Genomic DNA, 15813 nt, shown 5'->3' with positions numbered 1-15813 from the left:
GCGCGGCGGCCCGTCAATGCTTTGCAAGGTCTTTCTTTATTTGCGAAAGAAACTAACCCCTCGCCGTTTGAGACGTTGCGGGTGGTGAGTGCGCCCGCCCGACGGCCTCCCCGGGGCCCAAGGAAGGGCGTTTCTGCTGCTCACAAAGGATGCCGCAAGGTAACGAGACGGTTTCGTTACTTGACTCGATAGTTCGTTCGCCGTAGGAAGGAAGTGTGACTGACGTGGTGACGCCACCAACGAGCCCGGTGAGCCGGGAGCGGTCGAAGGAGATCAAGCGGTTGTCCGTGATCTCCACCGCCCGCCAGGTGCGGGTGCTCTCCCGCGCCGAGCTGACCGAGCTCACCGGGCTGAGCCCCGCCACGCTCACCCCGCTCGTACGCGAGCTGATCGCCGAGGGGTACCTCATCGAGCGCGGTCCGGGGACCTCCCGCACCGGCCGGCCGCGGGCGATGCTGGAGTTCAACCCGCGGGCCGAACTGGTCGCCGCCGTCTCCCTGGAGCCGTCCCGGATCAGCTGCGAGATCGCCGACAGCGACGGCGCCGTCATCGCCCACCGGGCGGTCCGGCTCGCCGGCGACATCGTCGACACCATCTGCCGCTCGATCCCCGAACTCGCCGGCGACGGGCTGCCGGCGCTGCGCGGGGTGGCCATCGCGGCGCCCGGCATCTCCACCGGCGGCGCCGTGCGCCTGGCCCCCTCGGTCGGCCTCGTCGAGGGCCGGCCGGTGGGGGAGTCGGTGCAGCGGCGGCTCGGGGTGCCGGTGGTGGTGGACAACGACGTGAACCTGATGGCGGCCGGCGAGCACGCCGCCGGCGCGGGCAGCGACGTCGCCGACCTGCTGCTGCTGCACGTGGCCGACGGCATCGGCGCCGGCCTGGTGCTCGACGGGCAGGTCCGCCGGGGCGCCGGCGGAGCCGCCGGCGAGGTCGGCTTCCTGCCCCTCGACCCGACCGACCGGGGCCACGACGGGATCGGTCCGTTCGAGGCCCGCTGGTCGGAGAACGCCATCGCCGAGCGGATGGTGGCGCTGGCCCCCGGGCGGCGGCCGGACTCGCCCGTGGCCGACCTGGTGGCGCTGGCGGCCATCGACGACCGGGCCGCCGCCTACCTGGACGACGTGCTCGCGGCCTGGTCGCGGCTCATCGTCTCCTGCGTCTGCGTCGTCGACCCCGGGCGGGTGCTGCTCAGCGGGGCCGCCGCCCACCTCGACGACGCCGCCGTCGACCGGCTCCAGACGCTGGTCACCGCCGCCGCGCCGAGCAGCACCGAGGTGCGCCGGGCCGTGCTCGGCGACCGGGCGGTGCTGCACGGGGCGGTCAGCTACGCCCTCTCCGCGGCTGCCGCCGGCATGCCGACCCTGCTGCCGACCCCTTGACCACACACCACGCACACCGCAGTCCCCCCACACCCCTCGGAGGTACCCCATGAGACGTCGACTTCTCCTCGCCGGTGCGCTCGCCACCGTGCTCGCCGCCGGCACCGCCTGCGGCGGCGGTGGTGGTGACGACGCGGCCGGCGGCGCGAGCGCCGAGAAGCTGACCATCTACACGGCCCGCGACAAGAAGGTCTCCACCTACGTGGTGGACCAGTTCACCGCCAAGTACCCCGAGTACAAGGGCAAGGTCGAGATCCTCAACCTGGGCGCCCAGGAGATCCTGGAGCGGGTCCGGGCCGAGAAGGCCAACCCGCAGGCCGACGTCTGGTGGGGCGGCACCCAGCAGGGGCTCTCGGCCGGCGCCGGCGAGGACCTGCTGACCTCCTGGCAGCCGGCGTTCGCCGAGAAGATGGACCCGAAGTACAAGGACGCCGAGGGCCGCTGGTTCGGGGAGATCCTGCTCCCCGAGGTCATCATGTACAACAACAAGGCGCTCACCCCGGAGCAGGCCCCGAAGGACTGGGACGACCTGCTGAAGCCGGAGTGGAAGGACAAGATCATCATCCGGGACGTGGCCGCGTCCGGCACGATGCGGTCGATCTACGCCGCCATGATCATGCGGCAGTCCCCGGACGGCAGCAACCCGCAGCCCGGCTACGACTGGCTCAAGAAGCTCGACGCCAACACCGGCGCGTACGCGGCCAACCCGACCGACCTCTACCTGAAGCTCTCCCGCCAGCAGGGCGTGCTCAGCGCCTGGAACCTCCAGGACGTCCTGCTCCAGGCCAACCAGTCGAACATGCCGTTCGGCTACGTGATGCCCGCCTCCGGCGCCCCGGTGCTGGTCGACGGCATCGCCGCGGTCAAGGGCGGCAACACCACCGGCGCCCAGAAGTTCATGGAGTTCCTCTTCGACGACAAGCTCCGCGCCGACCTGGCCAAGGACTACTACCAGATCCCGGCCGTGGACATCGCCGAGAAGCCGGAGTGGCTGGCCCAGCTCGGCCTCAAGCCGCTGGACGTCGACTGGGACGTCATCGGCAAGAACGAGACCGAGTGGATCAACCACTGGAACGGCCAGATCAAGAACAAGGGCTGACCGCCCGGGCGTCCCGGGGGCGGGCCCGTCCCGCCCCCGCGCCCCCACCTGACGACCGTCCAGGTCCGGTACCGCACGAAGGAGAGGACCTCATGATCGATGTCACGCTCGAGTCGGTGAGCAAGCGCTTCGCGCGCGGCGGCGACACCGCGGCCGTGGACGACGTCGACATCACCATCGCCGCCGGGGAGTTCTTCACGCTGCTCGGCCCGAGCGGCTGCGGCAAGACCACCACCCTGCGCATGGTGGCCGGGTTCTACTTCCCCACCTCCGGCCGGATCCGGTTCGGCACCGAGGACGTCACCCGCCGGCCGCCCAACAAGCGCGACACCGGCATGGTGTTCCAGAACTACGCCCTCTTCCCGCACATGAGCGTCGCGCAGAACGTCGCGTACGGCCTGAAGATCCGCAAGGTCGGGCGGGTCGAGGCGCGGCGGCGGGTCGAGGAGGCGCTCGGCCAGGTGCACCTCGCCGGCTACGGCGACCGGCGCATCGACGAGCTCTCCGGCGGCCAGCAGCAGCGCGTCGCCCTGGCCCGGGCGCTGGTGATCCGGCCCCGCACCCTGCTGCTCGACGAGCCGCTGTCGAACCTCGACGCCAAGCTGCGCGAGGAGACCCGGGTCGAGATCCGCCGCATCCAGCGCGAGGCCGGCACCACCTCCATCTACGTCACCCACGACCAGGCCGAGGCGATGGCCATGTCGGACCGGATCGCGGTCATGCAGTCCGGCCGGGTGCAGCAGATCGGCGCTCCGCAGGAGATCTACCACCGCCCGGCGACCAGCTTCGTGGCCCGCTTCATCGGCCGCAGCAACGTGCTCACCCTGCCGGTGGTCGCCGCCGACGCGCAGAGCGTCACCGTGGGGCTGCCCGCCGGCGGCGAGATCGCCGCGCCCGCCCCGGCCGACCACGGCCTGCGCCAGGGCGACACCGCGTCGGTCTCCGTCCGGCCCGAGCACATCGGGCTGACCTCGGCCACCGAGGCGGGCGCGCTGCCCGGCCGGGTCACCGAGGTGGAGTTCACCGGCATGGCGACCAACCTCGTGGTCGACGTGGCCGGCGAGCCCGTGCAGGTCGCCGCGATCGACGTGCCGGCCGGGATCGCCGCCGGCGACCAGGTCGGGCTGCGGCTGAACCGGGAGCGGATGTGGGTGGTGCGCCCGTGAGCACCCTCCCCGCCACCCCCAGCCCGGCGACCGTCGCCCCGGCCACCCGGGAGCCCGCCCCGCCGTCCGGCCCGCGCCGCCGGTTCGCCGACCGGTTCGCCGGCGGCACCGGCTCGCGCTGGTTCCCGTACGTCCTGGTCTTCCCGCTCGCCCTGATCCTCTTCGGGTACGTGGTGCAGCCGATGTTCGCCACCTTCGCCGAGAGCGTCGGCGTGGACGGCGTGGAGAACTACGGCAGCTTCGTCACCGGCGGCGGGGTCGCCCGGTCCTCCCTGGTCACCTCGCTGATCATCTCCGCGGCCAGCGTGCTGCTCTGCGGCGTCGTCGGCGTGGCGATGGCCTTCCTGCTCAAGCGCTTCTCGTTCCCCGGCCGCAAGCTGATCGAGGCGATCATCCTGGTGCCGGCGGCGCTGCCGCCGCTGATCGGGGCGATCTCGTTCCAGCTGCTCTACAGCGAGACCGGCATCCTGCCGCGCGGCCTCCAGCAGCTCTTCGGCGCCGAGAACCCGGTGCTGCCGTTCAGCGGCATCGCCGGCGTGCTGGTCGTGCACACGTTCACCATGTACCCGTACTTCTACCTGTCCGCCTCGGCCGCGCTGTCGGGCATGGACCCGTCGGTGGAGGAGGCGGCGTACAACCTCGGCGCCGGCCGGGTCCGCGTGTGGCGCACGGTGCTGCTGCCGATGCTCACCCCGGCGCTGGTCTCCGCCTCGCTGCTGGTCTTCATGACCTCGCTGGCGTCGTACACCGCCCCGCTGCTGTTCGGGGTGGACCAGACGATGACCATGCAGATCTACATCAACCGCACCAACGGCGACCTGCCGATGGCCTCCACGTACGCCTCGGTGCTCGGCGTGGTCTCGGTGCTGTTCCTGCTCGGCATGCGCTGGTACGAGGGGCGGCGCAGCTACCGCTCCCAGTCCAAGGGCGTCGCCGCGCACCGCCGCGAGATCACCAACCCGCTGGGCAAGTGGCTCGCCCTGGTCGCCTCGGTCCTGGCCACCGCGGTCCTGCTCGCGCCGGTGGCGACCATCGCCCTGGTCGCGTTCTCCGAGGACGGCTCCTGGACCACCGAGGTCATCCCGGCGGCGTACACCACGCAGAACTTCGTCACGATCTTCTCCGACCCGGCGGCGTTCCAGCCGATCCTCAACTCGTTGCAGATGAGCCTCATCGCCACCGTCGCCTGCGTCGTCGTCGGCGTGCTCATCGCGTACGCGGTGCGCCGGCTGGACTTCCGCGGCCGGGGACTGCTGGACGTGGCGGTCATGCTGGCCTGGGCGCTGCCCGGCACGGTGGTCGCGATCAACCTGATCTCGGCGTTCAGCACGGGCAACGCGTTCAGCTTCGGACAAGTGCTGATCGGCACCTTCTGGATCATGCCGCTGGCGTACTTCGTGCGGTTCCTGCCGCTGGTGTTCCGGTCCAGCTCGGCCACCCTGGCGCAGATCGACCCGTCGCTGGAGGAGGCCGCGCGCAACCTGGGCGCGTCCTGGTGGCGGGCGTTCGGCACGGTCACCCTGCGGCTGATGCTGCCCGGTGTGGTGGCCGGCGCGCTGCTCGCCTTCGTGCACGGCGTCGGCGAGTTCGTCGCCTCCGTGCTGATCTACACCTCCGAGACCGCGCCGATCTCCGTCGAGATCAACAACCGGATGTACTCGTTCGAGGTCGGCACCGCCGCCGCGTACGGCATGCTCCAGGTTGTCCTGATCTTCGTGGTGATGGTGGTCTCCGGCCGGCTTGAAGGCGGCCGGCGCTCCAGTCGGGAGGCGGCCCGGTGGACGGCGTGAGCGCGGCCTGGCCGACGGGCGGCGGGCTGGTCCCCGCCGCCCGGATCCCCGGCGGGGAACTGGCGGCGGTCGCCGGGGCGGCGGACTTCGCGGTGCTCCCGGTCGGCGCGGTCGAGTGGCACGGCCCGCACCTGCCGCTCGGCACCGACCTGATCCTCGCCGAGGGCTTCGCCGCCGAGAGCGCCCTCAGCGGCGACGAGGCGGCGGCGCCCGGCGACGACGGCGCGACTCCGGCCGGCGACCGGGCGACGGCGGCGGGCCCGCGCGGGGTGCTCTTTCCCGCCGTGCCGTACGCCGCCTGCCCCGGCCAGACCCGGCCGTGGCCCGGCACGGTGTCGATCCGGCCCGAGATCGCGGTCGGCTACCTCGCCGACGTGATCGAGGGGATCGTGGCCGCCGGCTTCCCCCGCCTGCTGATCGTCAACGGACACGACGCCAACATGTCGACCGTCCGCGCCGCCATGGAGTGGGTCTCCGGGCGGCGCACGGCGAGCCTGCTGCTGGTCAACTGGTTCCAGCTGGTCACCCCGGCCGAGACCACCGAGCTGTACGGGCCGCTGCCGGCGCGGGGGCACGGCGGCGCGTACGAGACCTCCGGGGTGCTCGGCTTCGACCCCGGCGCGGTCCGCCTCGACGCGGTCGCCGACCTGCCGCCGAAGCCGAAGCTGCCGGTGACCCACCCGTACGTGCTGGTGGAGTCCCGGCCCGACCCGTGGCAAGGCTGGTCCGGGCACATCTCGCTGGCCGGCGAGGAGGTGGGCCGCCGCGTCCGGCAGCTGGCCGGCGCCCGGCTGCGCGAGGTGATCGCCGCCTGGGTGGCCGCCCCGCCGCCCGCCCCGCCCACCGACGCCCCGCTGCCCACCGACGCCCCGTCGGCCGCCGACGCGCCACCGACCGCGCCGGCCGGCGGGCCCGAGCCCGAGGAGGCGCCGTGACCGTCGACCGTGGACTGGACGTCGTCGACTTCCACCTGCACTTCCGCATCGGCGCCGACGAGACGATCCGGGCCTGCGAGCACGCCGCCGACATGCACCCCGGCGGCGAGCACGAGCGGGCGGTCCGCGCCGCCGGCTCCGCCCCGTACGCGCGGCAGTGGCGGCAGGCGTGGGGCTTCCCCGACCCGGAGCCGCCCGCCGAGCGCTGGCAGGACGAGGCGGACCGCTGGGCCGAGGAGCTGCGCGCGGTGAACGTGCGCCGGGCGGTCTTCGTCACCGGCGGCGGCAACGACACCGTCGCCGACGTGGTGGACCGCCACCCCGACCTGCTGCTCGGCTTCGCCCACCACGACCCGTACGCACCGGACGCCGCCGCCGAGCTGGAACGCGCCGTCACCGAGCGCGGCCTGCGCGGGCTGAAGCTCTTCGCCCCGCTGCTGCGCGGCCCGCTCGACGACGAGGCCCTCGACCCGCTCTGGGGCGCCGCCCAGCGCCTCGGCGTCCCGGTGCTGATCCACATCGGACACTACGGCAGCGCCGGCGGCCTGTCCCACGGCCGGTACGGCGGCCCGGACGAGCTGGCCCGGATGGCCCGCCGCTTCCCCGAGCTGGCCGTGGTGGTGCCGCACTTCGGCGTCCAGCACGTGCAGGACCTGCTCTTCGCCGCGTGGGGCTGCCCGAACATCCACGTCGACACCTCCGGGTCGAACCAGTGGGTGCGCTGGATGCCGTACAAGCTGACGCTGGACGAGCTGTTCCGGCGCTGCTACGAGACCATCGGCCCGCACCGGATCGTGTTCGGCAGCGACTCGTCGTGGTTCCCGCGCGGGTACGTCACCCGCTACCTCGACGACCAGCTGCGGATCTGCCGCGAGCTGGGGCTGCCCGACGACCACCTACGCGCGATCTTCGCCGGGAACGCCGAGCGCCTGCTCGGCCTGGACGACTGATCGGCTGACGCCCGGGCGCGGCGCACGACGCCGAGCCCGGCACGGAAGGAAGTAGAGACCGTCATGAGCACACCCGCGCTGACCACCTATCAGCGGCACCACCTCCGGCCGACCTACGACCACCACGTCGGGTACCTCTTCCCGGCGATGGTGCGGGCCAGCCAGGCCCACGTGGTGATGCTGGTCGAGCAGGGGCTGGTGCCCGCCGAGCGGGGCGCCCGGCTGCTGCGCGGGCTGGCCGAACTGCGCGCCGACACCGCCGGCGCGCCCGAGTTCGACGGCACCTTCGAGGACACCTACTACCTGATGGAGAAGCGGCTGGCGCAGGCGTGCGGCATCCCCACCTCCGAGCTCGACGTGCAGATGGCCCGCAGCCGCAACGACCTCGACGCCGGGGTGTTCCGGATGCTGCTGCGCGAGCAGCTCCTCGGCGTCCTCGACCGGGTGCTCGCCGCCGGCGCGACCGCCCTGGACGCCGCGCACCGGTACGCCGACGTGGTGATCACCGGCTACACCCACCGCCGGCCGGCGCAGCCCACCACCATCGGGCACGCCCTCGCCGGCTACGCCGAGGCACTCGCCGGGGAGGCCGTCGCCTACGCCGAGCTGATCGACCAGCTCAACGTGTCGCCGCTGGGCTCCTGCGCCTTCGCGGGTACCGACCTCGACATCGCCCCCGCCCGGGTGGCCGAGCTGCTCGGCTTCGACGGCCTGGTCACCAACTCGTACGAGGCGGTGGCCGGCGCCGACCACCTCGTGCGGGTCGGCACCCTCAACGCCCAGGCCCTCGCGACCGGCGCCCGGCTGGCCCGCACCCTCATGGACTGGCTGAGCTGGCGCTGGGTGAGCACGCCCGGGGACTTCACCCAGGGCAGCAGCATCATGCCGCAGAAGCGCAACCCGGTGGTGCTGGAGCACCTCGTCTCGATGGCCGGCGCCACCGCCGCCGACGCCGCCAGCGTGCTCAACAACGTCGGCGCCGCCTGGTGGGAGGACTCCAACAACGCCACCACCGACGTGCAGGTGCGGCTCTGGGAGAGCAACGACCGCACCGACCGGTTCTTCGCCCTGCTCGGCGGCTTCCTCGCCGAGATCGAGCCGCTGGAGCCGCCGTCGGCCGAGGAGATCGTCGCCTCCGGCGCCACCACCACCGCCGCGGCCGACGCGCTGACCCGGCACGGGGTGCCGTTCCGGGCCGCCCACTCGGTGGTCGGCCGGCTGGTCCGGGGCGGGGCCCCGGCGACCTGGACCGCGCAGACCGTACGGGCGGCGGCGGAGGGGATCGCCGACGGGCTCGACGACGACGCCGTCGCCGACCTGATCGCCGCCGCCGTACGCCCGGAACTGGTGCTCGACCGCGCCCAGGTCGACGGTCCCGGCGCGGACGCGGTGCGCGCCCAGGTGGCGGTGCTGCGCGGCACGTTCGACGCCGTCGCCGGCCGGCTGGCCGCCGTGCGCGACCGCCTCGCCGCCGCCGACGAGGCGCTGGACGCGGTCGCCGCGCAGGGTGCGGCCCGATGAGCGCGCGGGACGCGGCGGCCGGGGGCGCGGAGGTGCTCCGGTGAGCGTGCGACTCGCCGGCCGCGCCGCCCAGTCCGCGCCGCCGGCCGGCGACGCGGGCGTGCTGCTCGGCATCGACTTCGGCGGCACCAAGATGGCGGTCGGGGTGGCTGACGGCGAGGGCCGGCTGCTGGCCCGCGAGCGGGTGCCGACGTACGCCGAGCGGGGTGCCCCGCAGGCCCTGGACCGCGCCCTGGAGCTGGCCGCGAAGCTGGTGGGGGAGGTCGGCGCGCCGGTCGCGGCGGCCGGGATCGCCTCGCCCGGCGTGGTCCGCTCCGACGGCATCGACCTGGCGCCGAACGTGCCCGGCTGGGACGGGCTGCGCCTGGCCGACGCGGTCCGGGACCGGCTGGCGGTGCCGGCGGTGGCGGTCGACAACGACCTGAACGCCGCCGCCCTGGCCGAGCTGCGGCTCGGCGCGCTCCGCGACGCCGACCCCGGCCTGGTGGTGGGCCTGGGCACCGGCGTGGCGGCGGCGGTCACGGTCCGTGGGTCGGTGCTGGCCGGCCACCACGGGGCGGCCGGCGAGATCGGGTACGCCGTGGCCGGTGGCCCGTGGCCGGGCACGATGCTGGAGCTGGGCTTCTCCGGCCGGGCGCTGGACCGGCTCGCCGAGTCGCTCGGCGTGGCGGGCGGGGCGCGGGGGCTGGCCGCCGCCGCCGAGCGGCCCGGCCCGGCCCGGGAGGCGCTGACCGCCCGCGCCGACGAGCTGGCCCGGCACCTGGTCACCTGCTGCCTGCTGCTCGACCCGCAGCGGGTGGTGCTGGTCGGCGGGGTGGCCGGCAACGCGTTGATCCGCGGCCTGCTGGGGGAGCGGATGGCGGCGGTCCTGCCGTACCCGCCGGAGGTGGTGCTGTCGCGGTTCGCCGACGACGCCGCGTTGCTCGGCGCGGTCATCCTCGCCCGCGAGGCGGTGCCGACCCCCCGCTGACCGGCGGATGTGTGTGTAAGGAAGGGCCCCTTGTCGACGCGGAACGTTGGCAAGGGGCCCTTCCTTACACCGGTGCCAGCTCTTGCAAGGAGTTTCAGTTCGTGAAGCCGGCGATCCATCGTGGAACGCCGGCTTCAGGGTGTTTGCGGGTGATGTGCCAACTTTCAAAGCGACGATCGCGGCAATGTTGCCATGAAATTTCGAGAAGTTTGCTGCAAGGTATTGCAGAGCCTGCCGTGGATCGAGCATTGTCTTTGCTACCCGGACGGCCGTCCCTCTCGTCAGTGCCTCTTCGTCCCCGGAAGTAGGTCCTTCTGTCATGGCACGATCCACACCGCCCCCGCGCGCCCGCATCCCCCGCCTGCTCCTCGCCGCCGCGCTCGTCGCGTCCGGCGCCACCCCGCTCGTGGCGACCGCCGCCGCGCCCGCCCACGCCGCCGTCGCCCTCAACGCCAGCGAGGTGACGGCCAACCTGTGGGAGTGGAACTGGAACTCGGTCGCCGCGGCCTGCACCGACCACCTCGGCCCGGCGGGCTACGGCGCGGTCCAGGTCGCGCCGCCCCAGGAGTCGGTCAGCCTGCCCAACAGCGCCGACGGGGCGCACCCCTGGTACGAGGTGTACCAGCCCGTGTCCTACAAGCTGGAGAGCCGGTTCGGCAACCGCCAGCAGTTCGCCGCCATGGTCACCGCGTGCCACGCCGCCGGCGTGCGCGTCTACGTCGACGCGGTCGTCAACCACATGGCCGGCGTCAACAACGCGGCCGGCACCGTCGGCTACGCCGGCACCACCTTCACCGGCTACGGCTACCCGGCCGTGCCCTACGGCCACGGCGACTTCCACCACCCCGGCGACAACTGCCCGACCTCCGGCGGCATCACCGACTGGAACAACGAGTCCCAGGTGACCAGCTGCGAGCTGCTCTCCCTGTCCGACCTGTACACCGAGAAGGAGCAGGTCCGCAACAAGATCGCCGCCTACCTCAACGACCTCATCGGGCTGGGCGTGGACGGGTTCCGCGTCGACGCGGTCAAGCACGTCAAGAAGGACGACTTCGCGGCCATCCTCGGCAAGCTGAACAACACCGTCGCGGAGAACAAGCGCCCGTACGTCGCCCAGGAGATCTTCGACGGGGCCTCCAACGACGCGCTCAAGGCGCGGGCGTTCATCGGCAACGGCGACGTCCTCGACTTCGGGTACGCCAAGGGCCTGCGCTCCAGCTTCCAGGGCTCCATCGCGAACCTCGCCAACGTTGCCAACTGGAACCTCGACGCGCCCAGCGCCAACGTCTTCGCCATGGTCACCAACCACGACCTCGAACGCGACGGGGTGGTGCTGTCCTACAAGAACGGCAGCGACTACACCCTGGCCAACTACTTCGCGCTGGCGTACCCGCACGGCAAGCCCTCGGTCTACGACAGCTTCACCTGGTCGAACCGCAACCAGTCGCCGCCGGCCACCGGCAGCGGCCACGTGACCGACACCGTCTGCGGCGGCAACTGGACCTGCCTGACCCGGTCCACCGGGATCAAGGGCATGGTCGGCTGGGCCAACACCGCCCGCAACGTCAAGACCGTCTCGGACTTCACGGTCGTCAACAGCAACGTCATCGGCTTCCACCGGGGCGACCGCGGGTGGATCGGCATCAACGACTCCGCCGCCGCCAGCACCGCCCAGTTCGTCACCGGCCTCGCCGACGGCGCGTACTGCGACGTCATCTCCGGCGCCGCCTCGGCCGCCGGGTGCACCGGCGCCACGGTCACCGTGACCGGCGGCCGGGCCACCGTCACCATCCCCGCCAACGGCGCGGTCGCCATCCACGCCAACGCCCGGGGCGGCCCCGCCGCGAAGGTGGCCACCACGTTCACGTTCACGGCCACCGCCTCGCTGCCCGCCGACCGGACGCTGCACCTCGTGGGCGACACCCCCGCGCTCGGCAACGGCGACCCGGCCACCTCCGTGCCGCTCACCCGCACCGCCTCCGGCGCGTGGACCACGACGGTCGACCTGCCGGCGGCCACCGCCGTCTCCTACCGGTACCTGGTCAGGAGCGGGTCCACCGTGGTCGAGCAGGAGGCCGCCAGCCGCACCTTCACCACCCCCGCAGGCGGGACGACGACCCGGACCGACACCTACGTGCCGGGGCCCGTGGGGGACACCGTCGCCACGACCTTCACCGTCACCGCCACCGTGGCCGCCGGCCAGGAGGTCTACGTCGTCGGCGGCGTCCCGGCGCTGGGCAACTGGGCGCCGGCGAACGCGGTGCGGCTGCCCGCCGCCGGTGGCGTGTTCCGCGGCGTGGTCGACCTGCCCCGGTCCGCCACCGTCGAGTACAAGTTCATCAAGAAGACCGCGGCCGGGGTCGTCACCTGGGAGTCCGGCGCGAACCGGAGCCTCACCACCCCGGCGGGCGGCACCCACACCGTCACCGAGACCTTCCGCGGCGACACCGCCGGACCGGTCGCCACCGCCTTCCACGCCACCGCCACCACCTCCTTCGGCCAGAACGTGTACGTCGTCGGCAACCTGCCCGCCCTCGGCGGCTGGAACCCGGCGAACGCCGTCGCGCTCTCCCCGGCCGACTACCCGGTCTGGCGGGCCACCGTCAGCCTGCCGCCGAACACCGCCGTCGAGTACAAGTACCTGAAGAAGAACGCCGACGGCTCCGTCAGCTGGGAGTCCGGCGGCAACCGGAGCTTCACCACTCCGGCGGGCGGCACCCACACCCGCACCGACACCTGGCGCTGACGCCACCGGTGGCCGGCCCCGCCGGGGCCGGCCACCCGGCCGTCCGGGCCGCGCGTCGCCGCTCGCGGGTCGGGCGCCGCCCCCGCGGTGGCTACCATGGCTGCCCATGGACGAGACCTGGCACGCGCTGTGCGCCACCCCGATCGACGAGGTACGCCGGCGCGCGGCGATCGTCAGCGAACTCACCTTCCACGCGCCGACCACCGTCGACGGGGCGCAACGGTTCGCCTGGGACGACGGCGGTGGGCAGTCGACCGTGTGGCACTTCGTCCCGGACGGGCGCGCGCTGCTGCTGACCTTCGGCCCCGAGGCGGATCTCAGCGTGGGCTGGGACGAGTACGCCGCCCAGGAGGCGCTCTACGACGACGTCCCCGAGGACCTGGTCCGCCTGGTGCGCGACCGCCCGGCGAACAAGCGGTACGGCAGCGTCGTCGACGTGCCGACCGGCCGCACGATCCACTGGGCCTGCGGCGTGTTCTGGTTCGACGGCGAGCAGTGGCGGGTCGCCGAAGGCCTGCTGGACCACTGCGACCAGACCGGCATCGACCCGATGATCGGATCCGAGTTCGCCTACTGCCTGGGCGTCTACCGCTTCGGCCGGGACTTCCACACCCCGGAGGCCGTCGTCGCGGACACGGAGCACCGCTGGTACGTCGACGCCGACGAGGGCGACGAACTGCCCGCCGTCCGCGAGATCTTCGCTCGGCACGCCGCAGCGCGCGCGGTCACCCGTCCGGACACGGTCCGTGATCTATCGTGAGTACCGGGTGCCGGATCGAACACCAACTCACCGGGGGTAGGACGTGGGCCTGATCCACATCGAACTGTTCGCGACCCTCGACCTCGTCGCCCAGGCGCCCGGCGGCCCCGACGAGGACCCGGTGGGGTTTCCGTTCGGCGGCTGGCAGGCGCCGCTGCTGGACGCGGCCTCCGGGGCGCAGGTCGCTGCCGCCTACGAGGGCACCGACGCCCTCCTGCTCGGCCGGCGGACGTACGACATCTTCGCCGCCTACTGGCCGCACCAGGAGGGCGGCGAGGACGACGAGATCGCCACGCTCTTCAACCGCGTCCCGAAGTACGTGGCCTCCCGCGGCCGGCCCGACCTCTCGTGGGCCGGGTCCACCCAGCTCGGCCCGGACCTGGCCGCCGCGGTGCGCGAGATCCGCGACCGGCACGAGCACGTGAAGGTCGTCGGGAGCCTGAACCTGGTGCAGACCCTCCTGCGCGAGAAGCTCTTCGACCGTCTCGACCTCTGGGTGCACCCGATCGTGCTCGGCGTCGGGAAGAAGGTGTTCGACGGTGGCGCGGTGCCCACGAACGTCACCCTGCTCGAACCGCCGGTGGCCGGCCCGAAGGGCACCGTCTACCTGCGCTACGGGCTCGCCGACGGCACGCCCGCGACGGGGGACATGAACGCGCCCGATCGCGGCGCCGGAGGCGACGACTGAATCCGCCCGACAGGTGGCCCGGACGGGCCGCCGGATTGTCGGGCCCCCGTCTCATACTGGGCCACCTGACTGCTGACGGTCGCACGAGCCGACCCGACACCGAGGCGGAGAGATGGCCAAGCTGATCAATACCGACATCGTGTCCCTCGACGGCTACGTCAACGACGAGAACGGCAAGTTCGGCTGGAGCGAGCCGGTCGAAGAGGTGCACCGCTTCCTCAACGACCTGGACCGGGGCATCGGCACCCACCTGTACGGCCGCCGGCTCTACGACGTGATGTCCTACTGGGAGACCGCCCACGAGCAGCCCGGCCACCCCGACTACATCCTCGACTACAGCGAGATCTGGCGCTCCGCCGACAAGATCGTGTATTCGTCCACGCTGGCGGAGCCGCGCAGCGCCCGCACCCGCATCGAGCGCACGTTCGACCCGGAGGCGGTCCGCGCGCTCAAGGGGTCCGCCACGCGCGACCTGGCGATCGGCGGCGCCAACCTGGCCGCCCAGGCCCACCGGGCCGGCCTGGTCGACGAGATCTGCCTCATCATCTGTCCGGTGCTCGTCGGCGGTGGCACGCGCGCCCTTCCCGACGGCGTCCGCCGTAACCTGACCCTGCTCGACCAGCACACCTTCTCGCAGGGCACGATCTTCGCGCGTTACCGCGTGGACGGCTGATACGGCGCCCGGCCTGCCGGCACCACGACGACACGGCCAAGGCTGCCAGCACTGCTACGACGCGGCCTAGGCGGCCGACGCCGCCCGCGGGTCGTTCGGCCGGATGCGCTGCGCCAATCCGGGCACCGAGATATCGGGGCGGCCCTGGCCGCCAGTCGGCCGCGTCGCGTGCGGCGCCGGCTGCCCGGAGTCGGAGCGGGCCATGCGCAGGGCGCGCTGGGCGTTGTTCCAGGCCGGGCAGGGCCAGGCCTGGCCCGCGCAGAGCAGGTTGCGGCAACCACCGTCCCCGTCCGGCTCGTGGGCGTCGGCCACGTCCAGGGCGAGCTTCCACAGCAGCGGGTCGGTCACCTCGGCGGGACGGTCTGCCTGACGGTCGGACCGGGCGGTGGTGTCGGACACGAGTTGATCCCCCTTGAACGCAGGTGTGATCTTCACCTTCTCCAGTTTGCCTGCCGGCGAAACCTCGGCACCCCTTCCAGGCTGCGCAACAGGGCGCCGGACGGCGGGCCGGGTGAGCCGGCTCACCGAGCAGTCGCGCCGGGACGGGCTACTGCGGCGTCCGGTTCCGGCGCATCCGCAGCGCCGCGACTGCGGCGACGACCAGCAGGACCGCCAGGGCCGGTCCACCCGCGATGACCATGAGCCCCGCTCCGATGTTGGCGCCGATCCCGCCGGCGGTCAGCACCCGCCAGGCGAGGCCGAGGAGTACGCCGGCCGCGACGAGCGGCGCCAGCACCCACCACCACCGGCGATCGAGACGGCGGCGTGCGGTGGCCCGGATCAACCAGGCGAGCGCGAGGGCGACGCCGACGCACGCCAGGACGCCGACGATCCGGTCTCCCGCCGTACCGAGGCTCACCGGCCGGATCGCGTAGTCCAACTCGACGCCCTCGGCGGCGAGCCGTCGGGCCTCGTCGCCGGTCACGTCCCCGATGAGCCACCAGGCGGCCACCGGGGTGCACAGCACCAGGACGAGCGCGGTGATCGGAGACGTCGGTCGGTGCTGCTTCGTCATGCCTGTGGCCTTCTTCCGGCGATCTTGTCCAACCAGCTCGGCCAAGTATGTGGGTGGCCTCCGTGCGGGGCGTGAGCCCACCTACTCAGGGCGGCCCCGAACGGCGGCCCGTGGGTCGGCC

The 15813-nt window shown here is 73.0% G+C and carries 14 protein-coding genes; 12 read left to right on the top strand and 2 right to left on the bottom strand.

Annotation, left to right across the window (positions count from 1 at the left end; translation table 11 throughout):
• The first annotated feature begins 215 nt into the window (after positions 1-215).
• The 12 genes from ACN27A_RS04765 (at position 216) to ACN27A_RS04710 (ending at position 14677) form a co-directional block, all read left to right on the top strand.
• On the top strand, positions 216-1379 hold the full coding sequence (locus ACN27A_RS04765; RefSeq protein ID WP_421450056.1) for an ROK family protein: 1164 nt from the start codon (positions 216-218) through the stop codon (positions 1377-1379).
• Between the two features lie 49 nt (positions 1380-1428).
• Positions 1429-2478: an extracellular solute-binding protein gene (locus tag ACN27A_RS04760; RefSeq protein ID WP_421450055.1), complete on the top strand. Its 1050-nt coding sequence runs from the start codon at positions 1429-1431 to the stop codon at positions 2476-2478.
• Between the two features lie 92 nt (positions 2479-2570).
• Complete coding sequence (locus tag ACN27A_RS04755) at positions 2571-3644, top strand: ABC transporter ATP-binding protein (RefSeq protein ID WP_311413546.1); 1074 nt, start codon at positions 2571-2573, stop codon at positions 3642-3644.
• Positions 3641-5434 carry an ABC transporter permease gene (locus ACN27A_RS04750; RefSeq protein ID WP_421450054.1) on the top strand — a complete coding sequence of 598 codons (1794 nt, stop codon included), beginning with the start codon at positions 3641-3643 and terminating at the stop codon, positions 5432-5434. The genes ACN27A_RS04755 and ACN27A_RS04750 overlap by 4 nt, the downstream gene beginning before the upstream one ends.
• Positions 5422-6369 carry a creatininase family protein gene (locus ACN27A_RS04745; RefSeq protein ID WP_421450053.1) on the top strand — a complete coding sequence of 316 codons (948 nt, stop codon included), beginning with the start codon at positions 5422-5424 and terminating at the stop codon, positions 6367-6369. The genes ACN27A_RS04750 and ACN27A_RS04745 overlap by 13 nt, the downstream gene beginning before the upstream one ends.
• Entirely contained in the window at positions 6366-7319 is a 954-nt protein-coding gene (locus ACN27A_RS04740) for an amidohydrolase family protein (protein WP_421450052.1), read from the top strand. Before ACN27A_RS04745 ends, ACN27A_RS04740 begins: the two co-directional genes overlap by 4 nt.
• A 63-nt stretch (positions 7320-7382) precedes the next feature.
• The gene (locus ACN27A_RS04735) at positions 7383-8840 is read left to right on the top strand and encodes an argininosuccinate lyase (RefSeq protein ID WP_421450051.1); all 1458 of its coding nucleotides are present in this window, start codon (positions 7383-7385) and stop codon (positions 8838-8840) included.
• A gap of 40 nt (positions 8841-8880) precedes the next feature.
• The gene (locus ACN27A_RS04730; protein ID WP_421450050.1) at positions 8881-9810 is read left to right on the top strand and encodes an ROK family protein; all 930 of its coding nucleotides are present in this window, start codon (positions 8881-8883) and stop codon (positions 9808-9810) included.
• Between the two features lie 319 nt (positions 9811-10129).
• On the top strand, positions 10130-12556 hold the full coding sequence (locus ACN27A_RS04725) for a carbohydrate-binding module family 20 domain-containing protein (protein ID WP_421450049.1): 2427 nt from the start codon (positions 10130-10132) through the stop codon (positions 12554-12556).
• Positions 12557-12662: 106 nt separating this feature from the next.
• A complete protein-coding gene (locus ACN27A_RS04720) occupies positions 12663-13316 on the top strand; it encodes a hypothetical protein (RefSeq protein WP_421450048.1) in 654 nt (217 codons plus the stop codon).
• 43 nt (positions 13317-13359) lie between these two features.
• Entirely contained in the window at positions 13360-14004 is a 645-nt protein-coding gene (locus tag ACN27A_RS04715; protein ID WP_421450047.1) for a dihydrofolate reductase family protein, read from the top strand.
• A gap of 112 nt (positions 14005-14116) precedes the next feature.
• Complete coding sequence (locus tag ACN27A_RS04710; protein WP_421450046.1) at positions 14117-14677, top strand: dihydrofolate reductase family protein; 561 nt, start codon at positions 14117-14119, stop codon at positions 14675-14677.
• Positions 14678-14743: 66 nt separating this feature from the next.
• On the opposite strand, the gene ACN27A_RS04705 is transcribed toward ACN27A_RS04710, so the two are convergent.
• Both ACN27A_RS04705 and ACN27A_RS04700 read right to left on the bottom strand, forming a co-directional pair.
• Positions 14744-15076: a hypothetical protein gene (locus ACN27A_RS04705; protein WP_421458370.1), complete on the bottom strand. Its 333-nt coding sequence runs from the start codon at positions 15074-15076 to the stop codon at positions 14744-14746.
• A gap of 148 nt (positions 15077-15224) precedes the next feature.
• Positions 15225-15692, bottom strand: coding sequence for a hypothetical protein (locus ACN27A_RS04700; RefSeq protein WP_421450045.1), 468 nt, complete (start codon positions 15690-15692; stop codon positions 15225-15227).
• Positions 15693-15813: the final 121 nt, after the last annotated feature.

The sequence above is a fragment of the Micromonospora sp. WMMD737 genome, from assembly GCF_049179055.1.
GTDB lineage: Bacteria > Actinomycetota > Actinomycetes > Mycobacteriales > Micromonosporaceae > Micromonospora > Micromonospora reichwaldensis.
Note: the sequence above shows the minus strand (reverse complement) of the source record. Positions and strands in the feature narration are given on the sequence as shown.